This is a genomic window from Kitasatospora brasiliensis, assembly GCF_032654805.1.
Lineage (GTDB): Bacteria > Actinomycetota > Actinomycetes > Streptomycetales > Streptomycetaceae > Kitasatospora > Kitasatospora brasiliensis.
In genome coordinates, this window is sequence record NZ_JAUOOW010000008.1 from 323,347 (window position 1) to 344,582 (window position 21,236).

A 21,236-nucleotide genomic window follows, 5' to 3' on the forward strand; every position below is an offset into this window, starting at 1 on the left:
ACGCGAGAGGTGAACCCCATGCACCAGCGCACCGCCGAACCGACCGAGGACCACGCCGCGATCCAGCGCGTACTCGAACAAGCCGTGGACCACGGCGGCCTTCCCGGAATCCTCGCCGAGGTCCGCGAGGGCGACCATCGGTGGTTCGGGACGGCCGGCGTGGCCGACACCCGGACCCGCCGCAAGCGCTCACCGCACGACCGGTTCCGCATCGGCAGCATCAGCAAGACCTTCGTGGCCACCGTCGTGCTCCAGCTGGCCGCCGAACGCCGGCTGGGCCTGGACGACACCGTGGAGCGGTGGCTGCCCCGCCTGGTCCAGGGCGGCACCTCGGTCACCGTCAGGATGCTGCTCGGCCACACCAGCGGGATCTTCAACTACACCGACGACCAAGCGGCCCTGAACAGCCTGGAGGCCCACCGGCCCGAGTCGCTGGTGCGGATCGCCATGGCCCATCCGCCCACGTTCGCCCCGGGCTCGGGCTGGGCGTACTCCAACACCAACTACGTCCTCGCCGGCCTGCTCGTCGAACGGGCCACCGGCCGCGCGCTCGCCGAGGAGATCGCCGAGCGGATCGCCCGCCCGCTCGGGCTGACCGGCACCTGCCTGCCGCACGGCAGCGACCCGACGATCCACGGGCCGCACTCCCGGCACTACACCAAGCTGTTCCGCACCGACCCCGGCGCGCCCGTCCACGACGCGACCGAGCTCGACCCCGCCATGTTCTGGGCGGCCGGCGGCATGATCTCCACCGCCGGGGACCTCAACCGGTTCCTCGCCGCCCTGCTGGGCGGCCGCATCCTGCCGCCGGACCAGCAGCACGCCATGTTCACCACCGTGCCCACCCGCGACTGGATCGCCGACTCCGCCTACGGCCTCGGCGTCTCCTCCGTACGCCTGCCCTGCGGGGAGACGCTCTGGGGCATGGGCGGCGCGCTGTTCGGCTCGTGGTCCTACGCCTACGGCACCCGCGACGGCGGACGAATGCTCACCGCCAACGTCAACGGCGACTGGTGCGACGGCGGCTGGAGCGACCCCATCGGCGTCTTCACCGACCTGCTCCAGGAGGCGTTCCGCCGCTGACGTCGGCGCTGCGGGCCGGGGAGCGCCCGGCCCGCGGTTCCGTCAGCCGAGGAGGTTCTCGTGGACGCGGCCGTCCTTGACGATGACGGCCTGAAGCGCCGCCGTTCCGGCTGACGCCGTGACGGCGTCGTCACCTCGTCGTCACGCCTCGTCGTGCAGCGCGTACATGCAGCCGAGGGCATCGATGAACTTGGCGGCCTGGCCGTGGAACGCGACCACTCGGCCCTCGGGCACCTGCCAGTCGAAGGCCGTCCCGCCCTTTCCGCCGAAGGGCCCGTGGCTGTGGCCGAGGTTGGTGATGAAGGTGATCTGGTCCAGGTACTTGGAGGCACGGCCGGTGATCCTGACGATGTACTCGTCCGGGCCGAGGGTCACGTTGTGGGGTGTTCCGCCGTCGCGACCGTGCTGGGGGCCGGGCTCCACCGTCCCACCGGGCATTTTCCAGAAGCATTGGATGGCGTCGACGTACGTCGCGGAGCGGACGGTGATGGACGTGAGGCGCATGACGTCGGCCGCGGGATCCCGGAAGCGATCGCCTCCGCTTCCGCCGAACGTCGGTCCGTCGAGAAGAGTGGTGTCATCGGTTGTGGACATGAGTCGTCCTTCGCTGTCTAGGGCCGGTACGCCCGGGGATGCGGCAGCATCACCCGGTCGCGGGGGCCCTGGGGGAAGATCCCTTCTCCGTGCCCGCACCGGTCTCCTACGAAGTCACACACGAACCTCATTCACGCGATCGACGACGAGCTTCACTCCACCGCCCTCCAGCACGACGGGCCGGCCGTCAGGGTGCTGACGGCCGGCCCGAGGGGTGGGTGGGGCTCAGTCGAGGCAGAACTCGTTGCCCTCGACGTCCTGCATCGCCAGGCACGACTCGTTGACGCCGTCGGCGCGCAGCAGGTACAGCCGGACTCCGCCGAGGGCGACCAGGCGGGCGCACTCGGCTTCGAGGACGGCCACCCGCTCCTCGCCGACGAGGCCGGTGCCGGCCCGCACATCGAGGTGCACCCGGTTCTTGACGACCTTGCCCTCGGGGACGCGCTGGAAGAACAGCCGCGGGCCCGCGCCCGAGGGGTCGGTGCAGGAGGCCCAGTCCGGGCCCCGGTAGTCGGTGGGCCGGTCGCGGTCGAAGTCCTCCCAGGTGGCGAACCCCTCCGGCGGCTTCGGTCCTTCGTATCCCAACACCTCGGACCAGAAACGGGCGACGCGCTGCGGCTCGGCGCAGTCGAAGGTGACCTGGACCTGCTGGACCTGCTTGATCGACATCGGGCCATCCTAGGAGCGGGTCGCTCGCCGCCGCCACGGAGTTTTCCCCGGCCAACTCGCTTCGGCGCGCAGTGCTTTGATTGGTGGTCACACGTTCGGCATCGGAGCGGGTGAGAGCGGCGCCGGTGACGGCGGCGCCGAGGGCGATCGACGGGCCGGTGGCCCCGCAGCAGGGTGTCCACGATCAGGGTGGCCAGGGCGTCGGCGTTCGTCTCCGCGTCGGCATCGGCAGTTTCGCCGTGGGCCGCCTCGTGGATGAGCGCGTAGTAGCAGCGCCGCGCCCACGCGACGTCGGCGTCGGGCCGCAGGAGTCCGGTGTCCCGCGCGCGGAGGGGGGAGGCATGGAATGGACCTGCGACTGAACGGACGAACCGCCCTCGTGACCGGGGCCGGCAAGGGGATCGGGCTCGCCACCGTCGCCGCGCTGACGGACGAGGGGATGCGCGTGGTCGCCGCCGCCCGGACGGTGACACCGGAGCTGGCGGACCTTGAGGCCTCGGGCGCGATCGCGATCCCGGTGGACCTGGCGATCCCCGACGGGCCGGCCCACCTGGTGGAGGCGGCGCTGACGGAGCTGGGCGAGCTGGACGTGCTCGTCAACAACGTGGGCGGTGGCGACGGCGACCTGACCGGCGGTTTCCTGTCCTGCGGCGACGAGCAGTGGGCACGGGTCTACGAACTGAACCTCTTCGCCGCCGTCCGCACCACCCGGGCCGCGCTGCCCAGCCTGCTGCGCCGCGGCGGCGCCGTCGTCAACGTCTCCTCCAACGGCGCGCGCATCCCCCACGCCGGCCCGGTCCCGTACACCACGGCGAAGGCCGCCCTGACGGCCTTCGGCAAGGCCCTCGCGGAGGAGTTCGGCCCCCAGGGCGTCCGTGTCAACACGGTGTCACCGGGCCCGGCGCGCACGGCCATGTGGGAGTCGCCGGACGGCTACGGCGCCCGGCTCGCCGCCTCGCTGGGGCTGACCCGGGAGCAGCTGGTGGCCGCCCTGCCCGCGACCATGGGCATGACGACAGGGCGGCTGGTGGAGCCAGCCGAGGTCGCCGCCTTGATCGCCTACCTGGCCTCGCCGCTCGCGGCGAGCACCACCGGCGCCGACCACATCATCGACGGCGGGGCGGTCAAGACGGCGTGACCCCCGGGACGACGACGGCCGGTCAGCCGCCGTACGGCCAGGGGTATCCGAGTTCCTCGGCGCGCTCGCGGCTGCCGCCGCACACCCGCCCGTAGGACTTCGGGTCCTCCTCGGCCAGCCGTCGCAGCGCGGCGGCCGCCTGGGCCTCGGGCGGGCTGCCGTCGTCCGGAATGTCCCAGCGGAACTGGAGCGGGATGCCGTCCCGTTCCGGTCGGCCGGGCGCCGGCGGCCCCGGAGCGTAGGAGAAGGTGACCACGGCGGTGTCGGGGTCGTCGAAGTCGCTGCTGATCCAGCCTCGGCTGGCGTCCCACCGGCTCAGCAGGTCCGGCCGCCCGATCAACCCGGCCTTGATCAGGCGGGCGACGGTGCGGGCCCGCCAGGACCAGGAGCAGTCGCCCTCCGCCCTGGCGACCTCCGCGTCGTAGGCGCGGGCGTCGAAGCGGTGGGCGGGCAGCTCGGGTACGGCTCCGCGGGAGCCGGGCATGGTCTGGCGCCAGTTCTCCCACACCACCTGGTCCCCGTCGCGCCGGATGGTGACGTAGAGCGCCCCGCAGCACCCCTCCGCGCAGGAGGCGGTGGCGAGTCGCACCTCACGGGGCTCGGGCCCGGCCCGCAGCCCGCCCCCGTCCAGCAGGTCGTCGGGCTGGGCGGCGGGCCCGCGAGCGAAGGCGGCCGGGACGACCGGACGGCCGTCGATGAGCACCCTGGTCTCGACGGGTGCCTTGTCCGCCGGGTCGCCGGCCACCACCTCGATGCGGAACGCGGCGGGCCGCGGCCGGAACGGCCGGCGTCCGGTGCGGCGGATCCAGTCGGCCCGCCGCCCGTCGGCGCCGGCACCTGCCGCCACCCACCTGGGCTCGGCCAGCAGCGCCCCGAGCGATGCCAGCAGTGCCGCGCGCCGCCCGGGTGGCCAGTCCAGCAGCACGCCGGTGCCGCTGCCCAGGTCCAGGGCGAGCGAGAGCAGCATGGCGGCGTGGTCGAGGGTGGGCGGCAGCTGGGCGGCCCGACCGACCACGGTCGCGTAGGCGCGCGGCGCGTCCCGGTAGCCGAGAAGGTCGGCCGGGCCGTCCGGTGAGCTCCCCATCCGGACGAGCAGCGTGCCCGCACGGGCGAGCAGGTCGGTGTCGCGGGAGTGGTCGAGCAGGTCGGCCAGCCGGGTGGCCTCCGCGATCCGACGGGCGACGTCGCCGCCGACAGGAGACGGCGCGGAGACCAGCTCCCGCCGCACGGCCGGCCGGTCACCCGCCCACAGGGCGCGCACAAGCGGTTCGAGCCCGTCACGGCGGGCGTGCACCGCGAGCCACACGACGGCGGCGGTCCGGGGGTCGAGCGCTTCGAGCGCGCCGACCGCCGGGCCGGTGAGGCCCTGGAGCAGGCCGAGGACGCGAAGGTACGGGACGTCCTCCGGCCCGCCGACGCGGCCGAGCAGGGCGATGCCCGCGATGACGGTGGCCGCGGTCGTCCCCTCCCGGATCAGCCGCCGCCCCAGTGCCCGGGCCGCATCCGCCCGCTCGTCGGGCAGCGGCAGCCCGGCGACGACGGGCGCGACCAGGTGCTGGTGGCGGTCCCTGACCCCGAGCCGCTCGAAGCGGCGGAGCAGGGTGACGGGGTCGTCCGGCAGCGGGGTCAGTGCTTCCCGTAGGGCCGGCTTGGCCGCGTCCCAGGAAAGCGGCTCCCCGCCCGGCGCGGCCTTCCGGGGCAGGGCGTAGCCGCGCGAGGGCGGGAGGCCGTCAGCGGACTCACGCGTCCGCTGCCGGGCGTAGTCGTACAGAGCGGCCGAAGGAGTGAGCGCGCCGCGCTCGTCCCGGGCGCTCACCGGGTGAAGTGGGACTCGATTCCGTAGGTCATGGGGGGAGCCTGCCAGCTCGGCCGGCCCGCTGTCGAAGGGTTTTCCGGCCCCTGACGGCCCCTGACGGCCTCCGACGGCCCTGACGGCCCTGACTGCGCCTCCACTCCGTGCCCCGCTACTCGAACGGCTGGTGGTCCGGTGCGCAGACCGTGCCCCGCGGCGGGAGTTCGCCGTCGAGCAGGTAGCGCTCCTCGTGGGCGGCGGCGCAGGCGCTGGGGTTGCCGAGGACGGTGTGGCCGTAGCCGGCGACGGTCAGGAGGCGGCCGCGGGCGAGGGAGTCGGCCATGGCGCGGGAGCCCTCGTAGGGCCAGGCCGGGTCGCCGGTGTCGGCGACGACGAGGACGGGTGCGGCGGTGGGGCGGTCCCAGGGGCCGTCGTAGCGGTCCCGGGCGGCTTCGGACGGCCAGGAGGCGCAGCGCTGCGTCTGCCACACCCAGAACGGGCCGACGGCTCCGGACCGTGCTTCGGCGCGGTCGGCCAGCGCCCCGTAGTCGGCCCCGGTGGGCGAGGCGGCGTCGGCGCACAGCACGCCGAGGACCTGCGCCTGTCCCCGCGGTCCGCCGGTCGGCGGCAGGGCCGACGGCGTGCCGGGGGCGGTCCACAGCTGCTGCAGCCAGCCGCCCAGGGCCGCCCAGCCCGTGCCGGGGACACCCGGGACCGGCGACGCCGCGTACAGCATCGTGGCCGCGGTGGAGGCGGCGGACGCGTAGTCGTACGCCACCGCCCCTTGCGCGGAATCGACCGTGACCGGCCCTTCGCGCAGCCGGTCCAGGAGCCGGGCGTACTTGGCGCGGGTCGCCTCGGCGCCGCCCGCCGAGAAGGCGCAGGCCGCAGGGCCGGCCGCGCCGCAGCGGTCGAGGAAGGCGTCGAGCGTGCGGGCCGAGGCGAGGTCGCTGCCGGTGCGCAGGAACGGGGGCAGGGCGCGGTCCGCCGGCCCGCGGCCGGTGGACCAGGCGACGGGGTCGAGGGCGCTGTCCAGGACCATCGCGCGCACCCGCCGGGGGAACAGGTTGGCGTAGGTGGCGCCCAGCAGCGTCCCGTACGAGGTGCCCAGGTAGCTGAGCCGCTCGTCGCCGACGGCCTGGCGCAGCACGTCCAGGTCGCGGGCGACGTCCGCGGTGGACAGGTGGGCCGCCAGGCCCGCCGTGTCGCTGTCCGCGCACTGGCGGCCGAAGCGCGCGTAGGTGTCGGTCCAGAGCGCCTGCTGCTCCGCGCCGACCGGGAAGCCCGCCGGGAGCCGGTCGAGCAGGTTCTGCTCGGCGGTCTGGTCGGGGAAGCAGTGCAGGGTGGTGGAGGCGCCGACGCCGCGCGGGTCGAAGCTGACGATGTCGAACCGCTCGCGCACCCGCTCAGGGAACAGCCCGTACACGGCGGGCAGGGCCGCGGTGCCGGAGACGGCCGGGCCGCCCGGGTTGAAGAACAGCGTGCCGATCCGGTGCGCCCGGTCGGTGGCGGGGCGGCGGACGACGGACAGGTGGATCGACGGCCCGCGCGGCTCGCGGTAGTCGAGTGGCACGTCGACGGTGTCGCACTCGAAGCCGGCGGCCGTACAGGGCTGCTTCCAGTCCGGTCTCGGCACGGCCGGGGAAGGCAGGGCGGAGGAAGGTCCGGCCGGGAAAGGTCCGGCCGGGGAGGCCATGGCTGCGGCGGGGGTCAGACCGGCCAGCACAAGGGCGGCGGCCGCGACCCGGAGGGTGGCGGTGAGGCGGGTACGGGGCACGGGGCGGCCCTCTCGTTCGGTCTCCTGTTCGAGCGGTCCCGAGTCTTCCGACGAGCGCTGTCAGCACACCGACACATCGCTGTCCGGCCACCGGCACGCTGCCGACAGCGACCCCTCCGGCCCCGTCGGCCGGGCTGCGCACCATGGTTCCCCGTCCGGACGAATGGCCCTGGACAAAGAACGGGGCCCGTACCGCCTGCGCGGTACGGGCCCCGTTTTGCCTGGCGAATCGAAAGGAGTCGCGCGGCAGGAGTTATCAGAGAGCGACGGGGCGGATGTTCTCCGCCTGAAGGCCCTTCTGGCCCTGGGTGACGTCGAACTCGACCTTCTGGCCCTCGATCAGCTCACGGAAACCCGAGGCGTTGATGTTCGAGTAGTGGGCGAAGACGTCCGGGCCGCCGTCCTCCTGCTGGATGAAGCCGAAGCCCTTTTCGCCGTTGAACCACTTCACGGTACCGAAAGCCATAGGAAAATCTCCTTCGAAGGCGCTATAACCCGCACTGCGCGGGCTATCCGTCGCCGCACTGATGACCCGCCGGGACCTCAGAAAAGAAATGCGCCTGCGCTGGAAACCAGCAGGCGCACACAGAGTTCATGGGAACCAAAACTGCAACTTCTACGACCGTATCAGGCTCCGACGCGAAACGGTAACTTTCGCGGGGGCATCTTCTACCAGGTCGGCGGCTCCGCGGAATCCGGTCGAGCGGGCGGGGCCGGCCGCGCCGAACGCCGCGTACCGGCCGCCGTCCGACACCGACGGCGGGTGACCGGTGCCGACCGCGCTCGTTGCACACCCCGGGGTCTCACCCGCTCGGGGTGGGCAGGGAGCCGGAGGTGCGCGCATCGTGGGGTCGGCAGCGGGAGTGCGAGAAGGCGGCACTCGGCGCCAGTTCCTGGCCCGCGCCGCGGCGCTGGGCGGGGCCCTGACGGTCGGGCCCGCGGCCGCCGCGAACGCCACCGCCCGGGGCGGCACCGGGCGTACGGTGGCGGTCCTCGGCGGCGGGGTCTCCGGCCTGAGCGCCGCGCACGAACTGGCCGAGCGCGGCTACCGGGTGGCGGTGTACGAGTACTACGCGGCGCTCGGCGGCAAGGCCCGGAGCATGGACGTGCCGGGCAGCGCGAGCGGCGGCCGGCGGGCGCTGCCCGGCGAGCACGGCTTCCGGTTCTTCCCCGGCTTCTACCGCAACCTGCCGGACACCCTGCGCCGCATCCCCTGCGCCGGCCGGCCCGGCGGCGTCCACGACAACCTGCGCGACGCCACCCAGGCGCTGCTGGCCTACGACGCCCCGCGCCCGGGCCTGCTGCTCCCGTTCCGGACCCTCACCCGCCCGCTCGACCTGGGCGACCTCGCCCCGGACGCCCTGCGGCGGACCCTGGTCGGCGCGCTGGACGAGGTGCTGCACCTGCCCGCCGACGAGCTGGCCTACTTCGTCGACCGGGTCCTGGTCCACCTGACCAGCTGCGACCTGCGCCGCGAGCAGCAGTGGGAGCGGGTGCCGTGGTGGGAGTTCATCGGGGCCGGTCGGATGTCCCACGACTACCGGCGCTTCCTCGGGGTCGGCCTGACCCGGGACCTGGCCGCGACCAAGGCCGAACAGGCCAGCACCCGCACCGTGGCCCGCACGATCATCGAGGCCTTCCTGCTGAACGGGCTGCTCGGCCGCGGCGTCGACGGACAGCCCGACCGGGTGCTCGACGGCCCCACCAGCGAGGCCTGGATCGACCCGTGGGCAGAGCACCTGTCCTCGCTGGGCGTCGAGTTCCGCACCGGCACCGAGGTCCGGGAGGTGCTGTACGACGGGGGCCGGATCACCGGTGTCCGGGTGGCACCGGCCGGCGGCGGCGCCCCCGAGACGGTACGGGCCGACTACTACCTCAGCGCCCTGCCGGTCGAACACGCCCGCACCACCTGGGGCCCGGCCCTGCGCGCCGCCGACCCCCAGCTGGCCCGCTGCGACGCGATCCGCACGGACTGGATGACGGGCATCCAGTTCTACCTGCGCCGCCCGATGCGCCTGGTGCACGGCCACGCCGTCTGCCTGGACTCCCCCTGGTCGCTCACCACCGTCCACCAGGCGCAGTTCTGGGACCGGGACTTCCCGGCCGCCTACGGCGACGGCACCGTACGCGACTGCCTCTCGGTCTGCGTCTCGGAGTGGGACCGGCCTGGCGTCCTCTACGGCCGGACGGCCAAGGAGTGCACCCGCGAGGAGGTGGCCCGCGAGGTCTGGGCGCAGTGCCGGCTGGCCCTCGACCGGCCGGGCGCCGCCTGGCCGTCGGAGGCGGACGTGCACTCCTGGTTCCTCGACCCGGCCGTCACCGGACTCGGCGGCCCGACGCCGGCCAACCGCGAGCAGCTGCTGATCCACCCCGCCGGCACGCTCTACAACCGCCCCTCCGCCACGACCGCGGTCGGCAACTTCTTCCTGGCCGGCGACTACGTCCGCACCGAGGTCGACCTGGCCACCATGGAGGGCGCCAACGAGTCCGCGCGCCGCGCCGTCAACGCCCTGCTGGACGCCGACGGCTCGACCGCGGAACGCTGCCGCGTCTGGGGCCTCTTCCGGCCCCCGGAGCTGGAGCCGCTCAAGCTGGTCGACGAGGCCCGCTACCGCCTCGGCCTGCCGAACACCTTCGACCTCGGCTGACCCGGGGCCGCCGCCGGCGACCGGGCGTCAGTTCCTGTCGTACGCACCGACCCGGTCGACGATCAGGTCGATCGGCTCCCAGCCCCGGTTCCAGACGTCGATGCCGGTGGTGAGGAAGATGTCCGCCTGGACCAGGTTCGAGACGGTGGCGCCCTTGGTCCAGTTCAGGACGGAGGAGTCCGGCGGCGTCGGCGTGACGGTGGCCGAGTCGAGCGGGTCCGGAGCGACCGACAGGTGCCCGCTGCCCTGGGTGTCGGTCACCGTCGTGTTCAGGACGACCGCCTCCAGGCGCCGGCCCGGCTGCCACATCCCCAGGCTCTTGTACTGCTGGCCGGCCAGCGGCCCCCAGAGCCGGGAGTCGTACGCGCGCTTGGGGTTCTCCGGCAGGTAGGCGGCCTCGCTGTCGGCGCTGTAGTAGCCGGTGACGTCGACGATCACGTCCGTTCCGGCCCAGGCGCCGTTGCGGAGGCTGATCCGGCCGTCCGGACCGACCGGCACGATCACCGCGTTGGCGACCGTCTGGCCGGTGGTGAAGTTCAGGTTGGACGTGGACGGTGCCTGCCCGCCGCTCGGGAACACGGTGAGGTGGCCGGGGCCCTTCGGGTCGGTCACGGTGACGTTGAGCGCCACGGCCGCGACGCCCTGGGCCGGAACCCCGCCCTGGCCCGCGACCTGTACGGCGAAGGTGCTCTGGCCGGCGACCTGCCCCCGCGCGGTGCCCCGACCGTCCCGGGTGTCGGCGATCCTGGACGGCTTCACGGAGGTGTAGCCGTTGGCCGCGGACTGGGTGAAGTAGCCGGTCACGTCCGCGATCAGGTCCACCGTGCCGCCGCTGCGGTTGGCCAGCTCGACGTACCCGTCCGCGCCGACCGGCACGATCGCCAGGGTCGGCACGCTCTGTCCCGCCGTGAAGTTGACGTTCGAGGTGGTCGGCTGCGGCGTACCGGAGGCGTACGCGATGAGGTGCCCGGCGTCCGTCGCGTCGGTCACGGTGAGGTTCAGCGCCACCGCCGTCACCCCGGCCGGGATGCCGGCGCTGCCCGCGATCCTCACCCGGGTCGTGGCGTACGGGGCGACGGCCTTCGCGGCCGGGGCCCCCGTCCCGTCGCGGGTGTCCAGCAGCCGGGCCGGTGTCCGCGGGACGAACTCGGAGCCGTTCACCAGGACGTCCCGGACGATGGTGGCGGTCCGCTTGCTGGTCTGCTCGGTCGCCGTGATGGTGATCCGGTGCGAGCCGACCTCGGCGAACAGGTGCTCGAAGAGCCTGTCCTGTGTGACGTCGCCCGTGCTCTGGAGGATCCTGCCGTCGCCCCAGTCGATGTCGTAGACGATCCGGCCCTCGGTCAGGTCGGTCGCGACACTGACCGCGATGTCGACGCCGTGGCCGTAGAAGGCCGTCGAGCCCATCGCCAGCTCGAAGTACGGGTCCTGCGGCGCGGCACCGGGCCCGGCCACCGCCTTCGGCGCCCCGGCCCGCGCCCCGGCCTTGGCGGCGCGGTCCTTCGCGAGGGCGTCCTTGGCGGCCTGCTCGACCGCCGCCGGCGCCGGCGCCGAACCGGCCCCGGTGGTCGGCGAGGCCCCGGCGGCGGACGGGCCGGCCGCCTGTGCCACGGCGGGCACCAGGCCCACGACGGCCGCGACGACGGCGGCGGAGATCATGACGCGGTGACGGTACACCGGCCCCCCATATCCCTGAACTCGTTCAAAATCTGGCCGGAGCCTACCGGAGCAGGGGGTTCGGAGTACATCGTGAATCCGGCCGCCGTACCGGCAGCGCTGCGATCAGCCGGTCGGTTCCGCCGTCGTCGAGCCGGCGTGCCCCAGCCAGTGGGAGCCTCAGTGGATGCGCGGACCGCGCTGGGGGTGGATGTCCCGGGGAGCGACGATGTGGTCCACCAGGCCGAACTCCAGCGCCTCCTGGGCGGTGAGCACCTTGTCGCGCTCGATGTCCTCGCGGATCTGCCCGATGTCCCGGTTGGAGTGCCGGGACAGCAGGCTCTCCATGCGCTCGCGCATCCGGATCAGGTCGCGAGCCTCGACTTCGAGGTCGGAGATCTGACCGCGCCTGCCCTCCGAGTGCGGCTGCTGGAGCAGGATCCGGGAGTGCGGCAGGGCGATCCGCTTGCCCTTGGCGCCGCCCGCGAGGATGACCGCCGCGACGGAGAGCGCCTGCCCGATGCAGACGGTCTGGATGTCGGGCTTGATGAACTGCATGGTGTCGTACACCGCGGTGAGGGCCGTCAGCGACCCACCGGGCGAGTTGATGTAGAGCGAGATGTCCCGGTCCGGATCCGATGCCTCCAGGCACAGCAGCTGCGCCATGATGTCGTTGGCGGCGGTGTCGTCCACCGCGCAGCCGATGAGCACGATGCGTTCTTCGAACAGCTTGCTGTAGGGGTCGTACTCACGGATCCCCTGCGAGGTGCGTTCCGTGAACCGGGGCACGATGTAGCGGCCTTGGGCTGCCGTTGACATGGCGGTGACCTTCCGGAAGTTCGATCTCGACAGGGCAGTGCTTCTCAAGATCGGGGGGGGGTCGCCCCTTGGGGACGACCCCCGTCGGCGGCGTGCTCAGACGCCGATCACGCCGCTGACGCCCGGGAGTTCGGACGCGCTGAGCATCACCTCGTCGATCAGGCCGTACTCCTTGGCCTCCTGCGCGGTGAACCAGCGGTCGCGGTCGGAGTCCTTGGTGATCTTCTCGACGTCCTGGCCGGAGTGCAGGGCGATCAGCTCCGCCACCTCCCGCTTGGTGCGGAGCAGCTGCTCGGCGTAGATCCGCACGTCACTGGCGGAGCCTGCGAGGCCGGCGGAGGGCTGGTGCATGAGGATCTTCGTGTGCGGCAGCGCGTAGCGCTTGCCCTTGGCGCCGGCGGTCAGCAGGAACTGTCCCATCGAGGCGCAGAATCCCATGGCGATGGTCACGACATCGTTCTTGATGTGGTGCATCGTGTCGTAGACCGCCATGCCGGCGGTCACCGATCCGCCCGGCGAGTTGATGTAGAGGTAGATGTCCTCATCGGAGGCGGCCGCCAGCATCAGCAGCTGCGCCGTGATCTTGTTGGCGATGTCGTCGTCGACTTCCTGGCCGAGGAAGACGATGCGGTCGTTCAGGAGCTTGCTGAACACCTGGTCGCCCATGCTCATGCTCGAACCGCCGCTTGCCTGGGGACGAATCGCATCCTGACCGGTTCCCTGACGAAATTCCATCGGACCCCCTCGCAGATCTCGCAGCCAGTTGAGATCATCACGCGCAATTCCCACCGCCGCGATGAACTGGCCGTCTGTCTAAGCCTTCTGAATGACCGTAACACGGTCCCATGAGGGGCATGATGCGCTCTTCAATCGTTCGCTGACAGCGCAAGGTCGCCCAACATGCCGGAGAAAAGGGTTAGTTCCGCGAGCGGCGGGTATCTGCCCAAACCTCGTGCCATCTCGCGGCTTTCGATCTCCGGGGGCGTTCGGGCCGGCGGGCTGGTCCAGGGCCGGCAGTGAGGATGTGCGGTTGCCTCTCCGCCGGGTCCGAGCGGACGACGTCGAGGGCGCGCCGACCACCCACTCCCCCGCCGGCCGCAAGCCGCCGGGCCCGCGATCGACCGAGTCCGCCGGCGCCCTCGACGGCGGCGCGGGAGGACTCGTGCGGGTCGATACCGATGCCGACCGCTCGGCCTGACGTCACCAAAGCGGCGCGACTATAGCCGTGTATGGGATTGAAGATGCCAAAACGCCCACCCGGAGCGCGTCTCACATGGCCATCCCTGCCGGCTTCTTGAAGCAGGTCAGGGCGGCCGCGAGTCCGAGGAAGGCGGCGAAGCGGTCGCCGACGGGAGCGGATCGGGGATCTCCAGGACCAGCGGCTTGAGCGCCCGGCCGCCCTGCGCGTCCGCGGCCGAGATCGCCAGGGCCTGCGTCCGTCGGGAACCGGCCTCCGCGACGGATCAACCCCCACGAGGGACAATCACGCCCCAGGCCGGCCGAACGCCACATGAGACGGCTCTTGGAAGTCCTTGCGAATCGCCGGCCGCCCCCTCGCGATGTTCGAGTGGAGTAGTGGTGCCGGATGTCGGAGTTTCCATCAGGCTACTTCAAGCCATTGGGCGCGCCTTCGTTCGACCACATACTAACCATTGGGCCGCGTTGGCCAGGGATTCGGCGGTCGCGCGGCGCATGATTCGCGCCACCGGTGCGGACCCGAGAACCCTGAACACCTTGTGTGATCACCGGAGTTGGTGTTGCATCTGTGGCCAGAGAAACCAACTATACGAACGGCCGCGGCGAGGCGAAGCCTCACGCCCACTTCGGCGTCGCCGAGTGAGCGGCCGTGCTCGGGGGCCGGTAACCCGGGCCTGAGGGAAGGGAATTCCGTCGTTGACCGAGACCGATAAAGCCGCCGTCTGTCCCGCGATACCCGACAGAACCGACAGCCCCGGCGGGATCGAGGTGCTCGCCTCGCTCAGCCCCGACTTCACCGCCGACCCGTACACCGCCTTCGCGCGGCTGCGCGAGCGCGGCCCGGTGCACCAGGTGGTGACGCCCGACAGGGGCGTGGTGTGGCTCGTCGTCGGCTACGAGGCCGCGCGCGAGGCCTTCACCGCCCCGCAGCTCAGCCGGGACTGGCATCGCGAGTGGCGGCAGGACGGCTGGAGCCCGCCGTACGCCCTGAACATGCTCGGCAACTCCAACATGCTGATGAGCGACCCGCCCCACCACACCCGGCTACGGAAGCTGGTGGCGGGGGAGTTCACGGCCCGGCGGGTCGAGGGGATGCGGGGCCGCGTCCAGGAGATCACCGACGAGCTGCTGGACCGCATGACGGCGGACGGAGCGCGCAGCGCCGACCTCATCGAGGCCTTCGCCTCCCCGCTCCCCATGATCGTCATCGCCGAACTGCTCGGCGTCCCCGGCCTGGACCGCGCCTCCTTCCACGCCTGGTCCAACGAGACCCTCGCGCCCACCAGCCCCGAGGCCGAGAAGGAGGCGTACGAGCAGATCATGCCGTACCTCAGCGGGCTCATCGCCGCCAAGCGCGAGAGCCCCGGAGAGGACCTGCTCAGCGCCCTCGTCCACACGGTCGACGAGGGCGGCGACCGGCTCACCGAGGACGAGCTGGTCTCGCTGGCCTTCCTGCTGCTCGTCGCCGGGCACGAGACGACGGTCAACACGATCGGCAACGCGGTGCGCGCGCTCCTCGCGCACCCCGAGCAGCTGGCGGCCGTACGGGCCGATCCGGCGGGGCTGGCCGAGGGGCTGGTGGAGGAGACGCTGCGCTACGACGGGCCGGTGGCGACCACCACGCCGCGCATCGCCCTGGAGGAGACCGAGGTCGGCGGCGTACGGGTGCCGCGCGGTGCCATCGTGCTGATCGCCATGGCCGGCGCGGACCACGACCCGACGCGCTTCCCCGATCCGGAACGCTTCGACGTACGGCGCCCCGAAGCCCGGGGCCACCTCTCCTTCGGACACGGGATCCACTTCTGCCTGGGCGCCCCGCTCGCCCGCCTCGAAGGCGAGGTGGCGCTGCGCACGCTCCTGGAGCGCTGCCCGGACCTGGCGGCGGACGGGGAGCCGGGAGAGTGGCTCCCGGGAATGCTGATCCGGGGGAGGCGGGAGCTGCCGGTGCGGTGGTGACACGCCCGCCGCGGGCGGGCATACACGTGCCCACCCGCGGCCGCACCGGGATCCCCACTCCCGCAGGGGCGACGCGAAACGGCCGCCGGAGAACGCGCTCAGCCCCGGTCGGGCGCGGCCACCCGGGCGGAGATCAGTGACAGCGCGTCGTACTCGGCCAGTTCGGCGCGCAGGACGTTCGCCCGCTCGCGGAAGCGGGGGTCGCCCAGCACCCTGTCCACCGCCTCGCCCACCTGTTCGACGCTCGGACGGGCGGTGCGCAGATTGACGCCGGTGCCGCTCCACTCGACCCGGGCGGCGACCTCCGGCTTGTCCTCCGTCTCCCCGGCGACCACCAGCGGAACGCCGTGCCCGAGTGCCGCCTGGACGCCGCCGTAGCCGCCGTTGGTGACCAGCAGGTCGGCGAACGGCAGCAGGGCGTCGAAGGGCACGTAGTCGGCGGCCAGGGAGTTGGCGGGCGGTCCGGGCAGGTCGGACAGCGCGCCGCGCAGGACCCGCGCACCGTCCGGGCGCGCGGTGGCGGCCACCACCAGGACGTCCCGGCGTTCGGCGAGGGCCCGTACGGTGGGGGCGATCAGCTCGGTGAGATCCGCGTTGGCGAAGGTGCCCTGGGTGACCACGACGATCCGGCGGCCCTCGGCGCGGGCCCGGGACAGCTCGGGCCACCAGTCGGGCAGCCCCCCGCCGCTGTCGGCCCGCAGCGGAAGGGCGCCGACGAAGGAGACGCCGGCCGGCAGGTCGCTGCGCGGGTACTCGAAGCCCGGGACGGTCAGTTGGAGGTAGTGGTCCGCGGCCTCGGTCCAGACCCGGCCGGTGGGCCCGGAGGGAAGCCTCGCCCCGGCCATCGAGAAGGCGGCGGCCAGGTAGTCGGCGACCGGCCTGGTGCTCTCCGCCAGGCTCTCGGCCAACGCGGCGTACCGGGCGCGCTCCTCCTCGTCGACCGGTGGCAGCAGGCCGAGCAGGTGCGGGGCGGTGTCCCGGCTCGGCACGCCGAGCGGGGAGATGCCGATGCTGAGGACGGTGGGCCGGTCGGCGGCCGGCTCGGTGAGGGCCAGTGCCACGCCGCCCAGGAAGAGGTTGTCGTGGATCACGGTGGTGGCCGGGAATTCGGCCAGCAGCTTGTGCAGCGCGAACAGTTGGGAGGGCAGCGGGTCGCCGAAGACGTGCATGATGTCCCAGGCGACCTGGGCGGGGCCGGGCGGGACGCTCCGGCGGGACGGGAAGCTCGCGTCGAAGTCCCGGTCGTCGTAGTCGGCTTCGGGCGGCAGCGAGTGGAACACCGCGCCGGTGGCGGCGGCCTGCGCGGCGAAGCGCGCGCCGCCGAGGAAGGCCACCTCATGGCCGAGTTCGACGAGGTGGGCGGCTATCCGCAGCAGCGGGCCGGTGTGGCCGTTCACGGGGGTGGCGGCGACGAGGATCCTGCTCATCGGGGTCTTCAGCTCCTTGGAGTGAGGGTGGAGGCAACAGGGGACGGGGCTCGCCACCGAAGGGCGCAGACCACCGCGAGGCCGGCGACGAAGGAGAGCAGATGCCCGATCGCGGACACGGCGCCCTCCTCGATGCCGTCCAGCAGACCGGGCGCGGCCACGGCCAGCAGCACCAGCCAGAGCGCCCGCCACCAGAGCGGACGGCCGCAGCCGATCGCCACCGCCATGGCCGCGACCACCAGGTAGGACGGGCCGGTGTCGAGCTCGTGCGCCGCCTCGGCGGGCAGCGAGCCGTGGTCGATGCGCCACCGGACCGCGACCTGGGTCGCCACGGTGACACCCGCGTGGACGCCCGCCAGCACCGCGACCGCGCGGCGGGCACCCAGCACGGAGACGGCGGTGAACGCCGACAGCGCGAACACCCCCCAGACCGGGGCCGAGTCCTGCGGCACGAAGGCCGAGGCCACCAGGGCCTCCACCGGGTGGCCGGACGGCCACGGACGCAGATTGTCCAGGTCGGTCGAGGCCCACTGCCGCAGCCGCTCCAACCGGTCGGGCGACAGCAGCTCCTGCACCGGCCACATCAGGGCCAGCGCGGCGGCGTACCAGGCGGCAGGGTTGCGCACCAGACGGCGCACCGGACGGCGCACCGGGTTCGCCGGGGTTGTGGCCGGATGGCCGAGCATGGTCACAGCTGGTCCTCGCCCTTCGGGTGTCCGAGCACCGGAAAGGTGCGGCGGCCAGCCTGCGCGGCGGAACTCATCACGCGATGAACACCGAGGGGAAAGCCCTGTTGAGAGGCCGTTGACTCGGACCACCCCTCGGGACCATCCCCCCCCTGGGATTTGACAGCCTGTTCGACGTACGGCTCCCATGGGCGTGGTGATCACAACCTCGGGGGCGGGGACGGGGATATCCGTCCAGGTATTGGAACGGTTCACCGTGCGGCGCGCCGGCGCCGAACTGGACCTGCGCGGGCCCCGCCATCGGGCCGTCCTCGCCCGGCTGCTCGTCGCCCGCGGGCGCACCGTGCCGATCGACTGGCTGCTCGCCGACCTGTGGCCCTCCCCGGACGGCGCCCCGGCGGGCGACGGCGCCCGGGCCTCGCTCCTGACTCTCGTCTCCAACCTGCGCCGGGTGCTCGAACCGGAACGCCCGCCCCGCGCCCCTGCCCGGCTGCTGGTCTCCGCGGCGCCGGGCTACGCGCTGCGGATCCCCGCCGAGGCCGTGGACGCGCGCCGCTTCGAGTCCCTGGCCCGGCAGGCCGTCGAGCAGCCCGACGGGCCCGGCCCCGAGCGGTTGCTGAGCCGCACCACCGAGGCACTCGCGCTCTGGCAGGGCCCGGCCTACCGGGAGTTCGCCGACCAGCCGTGGGCCGCTCCCGAGATCGCCCGCCTTCGCGAACTCCACCACACCACCGTCGAGCGTCGCTGCGAGGCCCTGCTCGCGCTCGGCCGCACCGCCGAGGCGATCCCCGATCTCGCCGCCTTCACCGAGGCCGAACCCCTGCGCGAGGAGGCCTGGCGGCTGCTCGCCCTCGCCCTCTACCGCGACGGGCGCCAGGGCGACGCGCTCGCGGCCCTGCGCCGGGCCCGCACCGAACTGGGCCGGCGGCTCGGCGTCGACCCCGGCCCCCGGCTGCGCCGCCTCACGGCCGACATCCTGGCCCAGGCCCCGCACCTGGACCTGGACCCGGACCTGGACCCTGGCCTGGACCCTGGCCTGCCGGACGGGGCCCGCCCGGCAGGCCCACCGACGACCGAAGCGGCCTCGGCGACCACCCAGGCCTCCCGGGCCACCACCCCGTCAACCGGCCCGACAACCGGCCCGACCGGCCTCCCGGCCGACCTTCTGGTCGGCCGGACCGAGGAACTCGCGGTGCTCCGCGACCGGGCCGTCCGGGCCGCCACCGGCCGGCACCTCCAGCTCGCCCTGGTCTCCGGCGAGGCCGGAGCGGGGAAGACCGCCCTGGTCGAGCGGTTCGTCCACGATCTCACCGCCGAGGGCTGGACCGCCGCCTGGGGCCAGTGCCCCGAGACCGACGGCCTGCCGCCGGCCTGGCCCTGGACCCAGCTCCTCACCACCCTGCTGGAGCACTGCGACCCGGACACCGCGCCTCCCGAGCCGATCGCCCCGCTGCTCGCCGCCACCCCGGCCGACGAACCCGCCCGCCCCGGCCCGCCCGGCGACGCCGCGCGGGCCCGCTTCCGCCGGCACGAGGCCGTACGCGCCTTCCTGCTCAGCGCGCCCGTCCGACGGCGTGGCCCGCTCGTCCTGGTCCTGGACGACCTGCACCGGGCGGACCAGGAGACCCTGCTGATCCTCGGCTACCTGGTCGACGCCAGGGTCCCCCTCCTGCTGGTCCTCACCCACCGCCCCGACGAACCGTCACCAGCGGTCACCGACACCCTCGGCCGTCTCGCCACCGCCGACCCGGCCCGCGTCCAGCTCACCGGCCTGGCGCCCGAGGCCGTCCGCCGCATGCTCGGCCGGGTCCTCGCCGGGCCCATCCCGGACGACCTGCTCGCCGCCGTCATGGAGCGCACCGGCGGCAACCCCTTCTTCGTCCGCGAGACCGCCCGGATGCTCGCCGTCGACGGCCTGCCGACCACGCTCGGCGACATCCCCGACGGCATCCGCGAGGTGCTCCGCCGCCGTGTGCTGCGCCTGCCCCCGCAGACCGTCGACCTGCTGCGCCACGCCGCCGTGCTCGGCCGCGACGCCCCGGTGGACGTCCTGACGGACCTCTTCCTCACCCCGGGCCCGCCGGGCACCCCCGACCGGACCGAGGCGGCCGCACTGGAAGCCGTGGACCGCGCGGTGGCCGCCGGCCTGTTGCTCGAACCCGCGCCCGGCCTGCTCCGCTTCGCCCACCTCCTGGTCCGCGACACCCTCTACGAGGACCTGTCGCTGGCCCGCCGCACCCGCCGGCACGGCGCCACCGCCGACGCCCTGCTGCGCCTGCGCCCCAAGGACGCCGACGCCATCGCCCACCACCTCTTCGCGGCCGCCGACCCGGCCCGCTCGGCGGAGACGGTGCGCTGGATCCGCGCCGCCGCCGACGCGGCCACCGCCCGCGCCGCGTTCGGCGAGGCCGTCGAGTTGTCGCGGCGCGCGCTGGCCGCCCACGACCGGTCCGGCACCGAGGACGCCCGCGGCCGGGTCGCCCTGCAGATCGGTCTGATCAGCGCACTCGCCGTGGACGGCGACCTGATCGCGGCCCGGCAGGAACAGGACCGGACGGTGTCGGCCGCCCGACGCCTCGGCGACTCCGTGCTCACCGCCCGCGCGGTGGGTGCGCTGGGCTCCCCGGCGCCGATGCCCAGCCGCCCCTACGGTTCGGTCAACGAGGAGCTGGTCGACACCATCGACGCCCTGCTCGCCGAGCTTCCCGACACCGACCGCGCGGTCCGCTGCGAGCTGCTCGTCGCCCTCGCCCAGGAGTTGGAGGGGGAAACCGGCGCGGACGGCCGCCGCGGCCACTCGGCGGCACGGGAAGCCGAGCGGATCGCCCGCGACCTGGGCCATCCCGTGTTGCTCGCCCACAGCCTGATGGCCCGCTACCTGCACGAGTTCCACCACTTCGGCACGGCCCCCGAGCGGCTGCGGATCGGACGCGAACTGCTCCGGCTGGCCCGCCGCCACGAGTTGGCCGCCTTCGAGGTCTACGGCCGGATCGTACTGATGCACGTCCACGCCGGTCTGGGCGAGTTCGACGCCGCCCGGATCCACGCGGACGCCGCCGCCGCGCTCAACCGCCGGGTCCGACTGCGCATCGCCGAGCTGCTGCTGCGGGGCTTCGAGGCGATGCGGGCGGTGGTCGCCGGGCGGTTCGAGGACGCCCTGGAACGGTACGCCCACATGGCGAACGCCATGCGGGGCACCGACATCTGGGGCATCACCTCAGGGCTGCGGGCCGGCGGCTCCTACTGCGTCGCGGCGGCCAGGCGCAACGCCGAGGACCTGACGGCGACGGCCCGCACGATCACCGCGATCGGCAACCACTCCCCGGCGGACCTGCCCTCCCTGGAGACCGACTACCGCCTGGACACCCAGCAGTCCGAGGCGTTCGTGCTGCGGGCCCTGATGCTGGACGGAGCCGGTTCGCCCGCGGAGCTGCGCGAGCGGCTGCGGGCCGCGCCCGCCACCCGGGAGGACGTGTTCCGGGAGCTCAAGCTCTGCCTGGCCGCCCAGGTGGCCCTGGCCGTCGAGACCGACGCCCGGCTGGAGGCCCGATACCGGGAACTGCTGCCCGCCGAGCACGCCATCGCCGGAGCCGAGGCCAACCTGCCGCTGGTACCGGTGGCCCAGGTGCTGGGCGAACTCGCGGAGCGCCTCGGCGACCGGGACGCCGCCGACCGGCACTACCGGACGGCGCTCGCCCTGGCCCGCCGCATCGACAGCCCGCACTGGCAGGCCGACGCCGAGCGGGGCCTGCGCTGCCCGGGGAGTACCCGACGCCGCGGACGACGGGGTTGAA

The 21,236-nt window shown here is 73.6% G+C and carries 16 protein-coding genes; 6 read left to right on the top strand and 10 right to left on the bottom strand.

Translation table 11 applies throughout. The features are described from left to right. The first annotated feature begins 18 nt into the window (after positions 1-18). Complete coding sequence (locus tag QWJ13_RS30125; RefSeq protein WP_316528434.1) at positions 19-1,083, top strand: serine hydrolase domain-containing protein; 1,065 nt, start codon at positions 19-21, stop codon at positions 1,081-1,083. Between the two features lie 141 nt (positions 1,084-1,224). Here the strand turns inward: QWJ13_RS30125 and QWJ13_RS30130 are convergent, their stop codons facing one another. Together QWJ13_RS30130 and QWJ13_RS30135 are read right to left on the bottom strand one after the other, a co-directional pair. Then, a complete protein-coding gene (locus tag QWJ13_RS30130; protein ID WP_316528435.1) occupies positions 1,225-1,677 on the bottom strand; it encodes a jacalin-like lectin in 453 nt (150 codons plus the stop codon). A 225-nt stretch (positions 1,678-1,902) separates the two neighbouring features. Beyond that, a complete protein-coding gene (locus QWJ13_RS30135) occupies positions 1,903-2,346 on the bottom strand; it encodes a VOC family protein (RefSeq protein WP_432277627.1) in 444 nt (147 codons plus the stop codon). 346 nt (positions 2,347-2,692) lie between these two features. Here QWJ13_RS30135 and QWJ13_RS30140 point away from each other — a divergent pair, with 346 nt between their 5' ends. Then, positions 2,693-3,484, top strand: a complete 792-nt coding sequence (locus QWJ13_RS30140) for an SDR family oxidoreductase (protein ID WP_316528436.1) — start codon at positions 2,693-2,695, stop codon at positions 3,482-3,484. 22 nt (positions 3,485-3,506) lie between these two features. Here the strand turns inward: QWJ13_RS30140 and QWJ13_RS30145 are convergent, their stop codons facing one another. The 3 genes from QWJ13_RS30145 to QWJ13_RS30155 form a co-directional block, all read right to left on the bottom strand. Next, a complete protein-coding gene (locus tag QWJ13_RS30145) occupies positions 3,507-5,300 on the bottom strand; it encodes a hypothetical protein (RefSeq protein ID WP_316528437.1) in 1,794 nt (597 codons plus the stop codon). A 148-nt stretch (positions 5,301-5,448) separates the two neighbouring features. Further along, entirely contained in the window at positions 5,449-7,053 is a 1,605-nt protein-coding gene (locus QWJ13_RS30150; protein WP_316528438.1) for an alpha/beta hydrolase, read from the bottom strand. Between the two features lie 256 nt (positions 7,054-7,309). Further along, a complete protein-coding gene (locus tag QWJ13_RS30155) occupies positions 7,310-7,519 on the bottom strand; it encodes a cold-shock protein (RefSeq protein ID WP_316528439.1) in 210 nt (69 codons plus the stop codon). 379 nt (positions 7,520-7,898) lie between these two features. On the opposite strand from QWJ13_RS30155, the gene QWJ13_RS30160 reads away from it, so the two are divergent. Then, on the top strand, positions 7,899-9,701 hold the full coding sequence (locus tag QWJ13_RS30160) for a hydroxysqualene dehydroxylase (RefSeq protein ID WP_316528440.1): 1,803 nt from the start codon (positions 7,899-7,901) through the stop codon (positions 9,699-9,701). Between the two features lie 27 nt (positions 9,702-9,728). On the opposite strand, the gene QWJ13_RS30165 is transcribed toward QWJ13_RS30160, so the two are convergent. The 3 genes from QWJ13_RS30165 to QWJ13_RS30175 all read right to left on the bottom strand — a co-directional run bounded on the left by QWJ13_RS30165 (position 9,729) and on the right by QWJ13_RS30175 (position 12,911). Further along, positions 9,729-11,360, bottom strand: a complete 1,632-nt coding sequence (locus tag QWJ13_RS30165) for a hypothetical protein (protein ID WP_316528441.1) — start codon at positions 11,358-11,360, stop codon at positions 9,729-9,731. 177 nt (positions 11,361-11,537) lie between these two features. After that, positions 11,538-12,176: an ATP-dependent Clp protease proteolytic subunit gene (locus tag QWJ13_RS30170; RefSeq protein WP_316528442.1), complete on the bottom strand. Its 639-nt coding sequence runs from the start codon at positions 12,174-12,176 to the stop codon at positions 11,538-11,540. Between the two features lie 96 nt (positions 12,177-12,272). Then, entirely contained in the window at positions 12,273-12,911 is a 639-nt protein-coding gene (locus tag QWJ13_RS30175; RefSeq protein ID WP_432277628.1) for an ATP-dependent Clp protease proteolytic subunit, read from the bottom strand. 295 nt (positions 12,912-13,206) lie between these two features. On the opposite strand from QWJ13_RS30175, the gene QWJ13_RS30180 reads away from it, so the two are divergent. Together QWJ13_RS30180 and QWJ13_RS30185 are read left to right on the top strand one after the other, a co-directional pair. Further along, positions 13,207-13,374: a hypothetical protein gene (locus QWJ13_RS30180; protein ID WP_316528444.1), complete on the top strand. Its 168-nt coding sequence runs from the start codon at positions 13,207-13,209 to the stop codon at positions 13,372-13,374. A gap of 695 nt (positions 13,375-14,069) precedes the next feature. Next, positions 14,070-15,329, top strand: coding sequence for a cytochrome P450 family protein (locus tag QWJ13_RS30185; RefSeq protein WP_316528445.1), 1,260 nt, complete (start codon positions 14,070-14,072; stop codon positions 15,327-15,329). A gap of 98 nt (positions 15,330-15,427) precedes the next feature. Here the strand turns inward: QWJ13_RS30185 and QWJ13_RS30190 are convergent, their stop codons facing one another. Next, the gene (locus QWJ13_RS30190; RefSeq protein WP_316528446.1) at positions 15,428-16,756 is read right to left on the bottom strand and encodes a nucleotide disphospho-sugar-binding domain-containing protein; all 1,329 of its coding nucleotides are present in this window, start codon (positions 16,754-16,756) and stop codon (positions 15,428-15,430) included. An 8-nt stretch (positions 16,757-16,764) separates the two neighbouring features. Further along, a complete protein-coding gene (locus QWJ13_RS30195) occupies positions 16,765-17,442 on the bottom strand; it encodes a rhomboid-like protein (protein WP_316528485.1) in 678 nt (225 codons plus the stop codon). A gap of 196 nt (positions 17,443-17,638) precedes the next feature. On the opposite strand from QWJ13_RS30195, the gene QWJ13_RS30200 reads away from it, so the two are divergent. Next, complete coding sequence (locus QWJ13_RS30200) at positions 17,639-21,235, top strand: ATP-binding protein (RefSeq protein WP_316528447.1); 3,597 nt, start codon at positions 17,639-17,641, stop codon at positions 21,233-21,235. Position 21,236 lies beyond the last annotated feature (1 nt).

Coding starts and splice junctions, on each gene's coding strand:
- QWJ13_RS30125 (WP_316528434.1), top strand. CDS start 19: ATGCACCAGCGCACCGCCGAACCGACCGAGGACCACGCCGCGATCCAG.
- QWJ13_RS30130 (WP_316528435.1), bottom strand. CDS start 1,677: ATGTCCACAACCGATGACACCACTCTTCTCGACGGACCGACGTTCGGC.
- QWJ13_RS30135 (WP_432277627.1), bottom strand. CDS start 2,346: ATGTCGATCAAGCAGGTCCAGCAGGTCCAGGTCACCTTCGACTGCGCC.
- QWJ13_RS30140 (WP_316528436.1), top strand. CDS start 2,693: ATGGACCTGCGACTGAACGGACGAACCGCCCTCGTGACCGGGGCCGGC.
- QWJ13_RS30155 (WP_316528439.1), bottom strand. CDS start 7,519: ATGGCTTTCGGTACCGTGAAGTGGTTCAACGGCGAAAAGGGCTTCGGC.
- QWJ13_RS30165 (WP_316528441.1), bottom strand. CDS start 11,360: ATGATCTCCGCCGCCGTCGTCGCGGCCGTCGTGGGCCTGGTGCCCGCC.
- QWJ13_RS30170 (WP_316528442.1), bottom strand. CDS start 12,176: ATGTCAACGGCAGCCCAAGGCCGCTACATCGTGCCCCGGTTCACGGAA.
- QWJ13_RS30175 (WP_432277628.1), bottom strand. CDS start 12,911: ATGGAATTTCGTCAGGGAACCGGTCAGGATGCGATTCGTCCCCAGGCA.
- QWJ13_RS30190 (WP_316528446.1), bottom strand. CDS start 16,756: ATGAGCAGGATCCTCGTCGCCGCCACCCCCGTGAACGGCCACACCGGC.
- QWJ13_RS30195 (WP_316528485.1), bottom strand. CDS start 17,442: ATGCTCGGCCATCCGGCCACAACCCCGGCGAACCCGGTGCGCCGTCCG.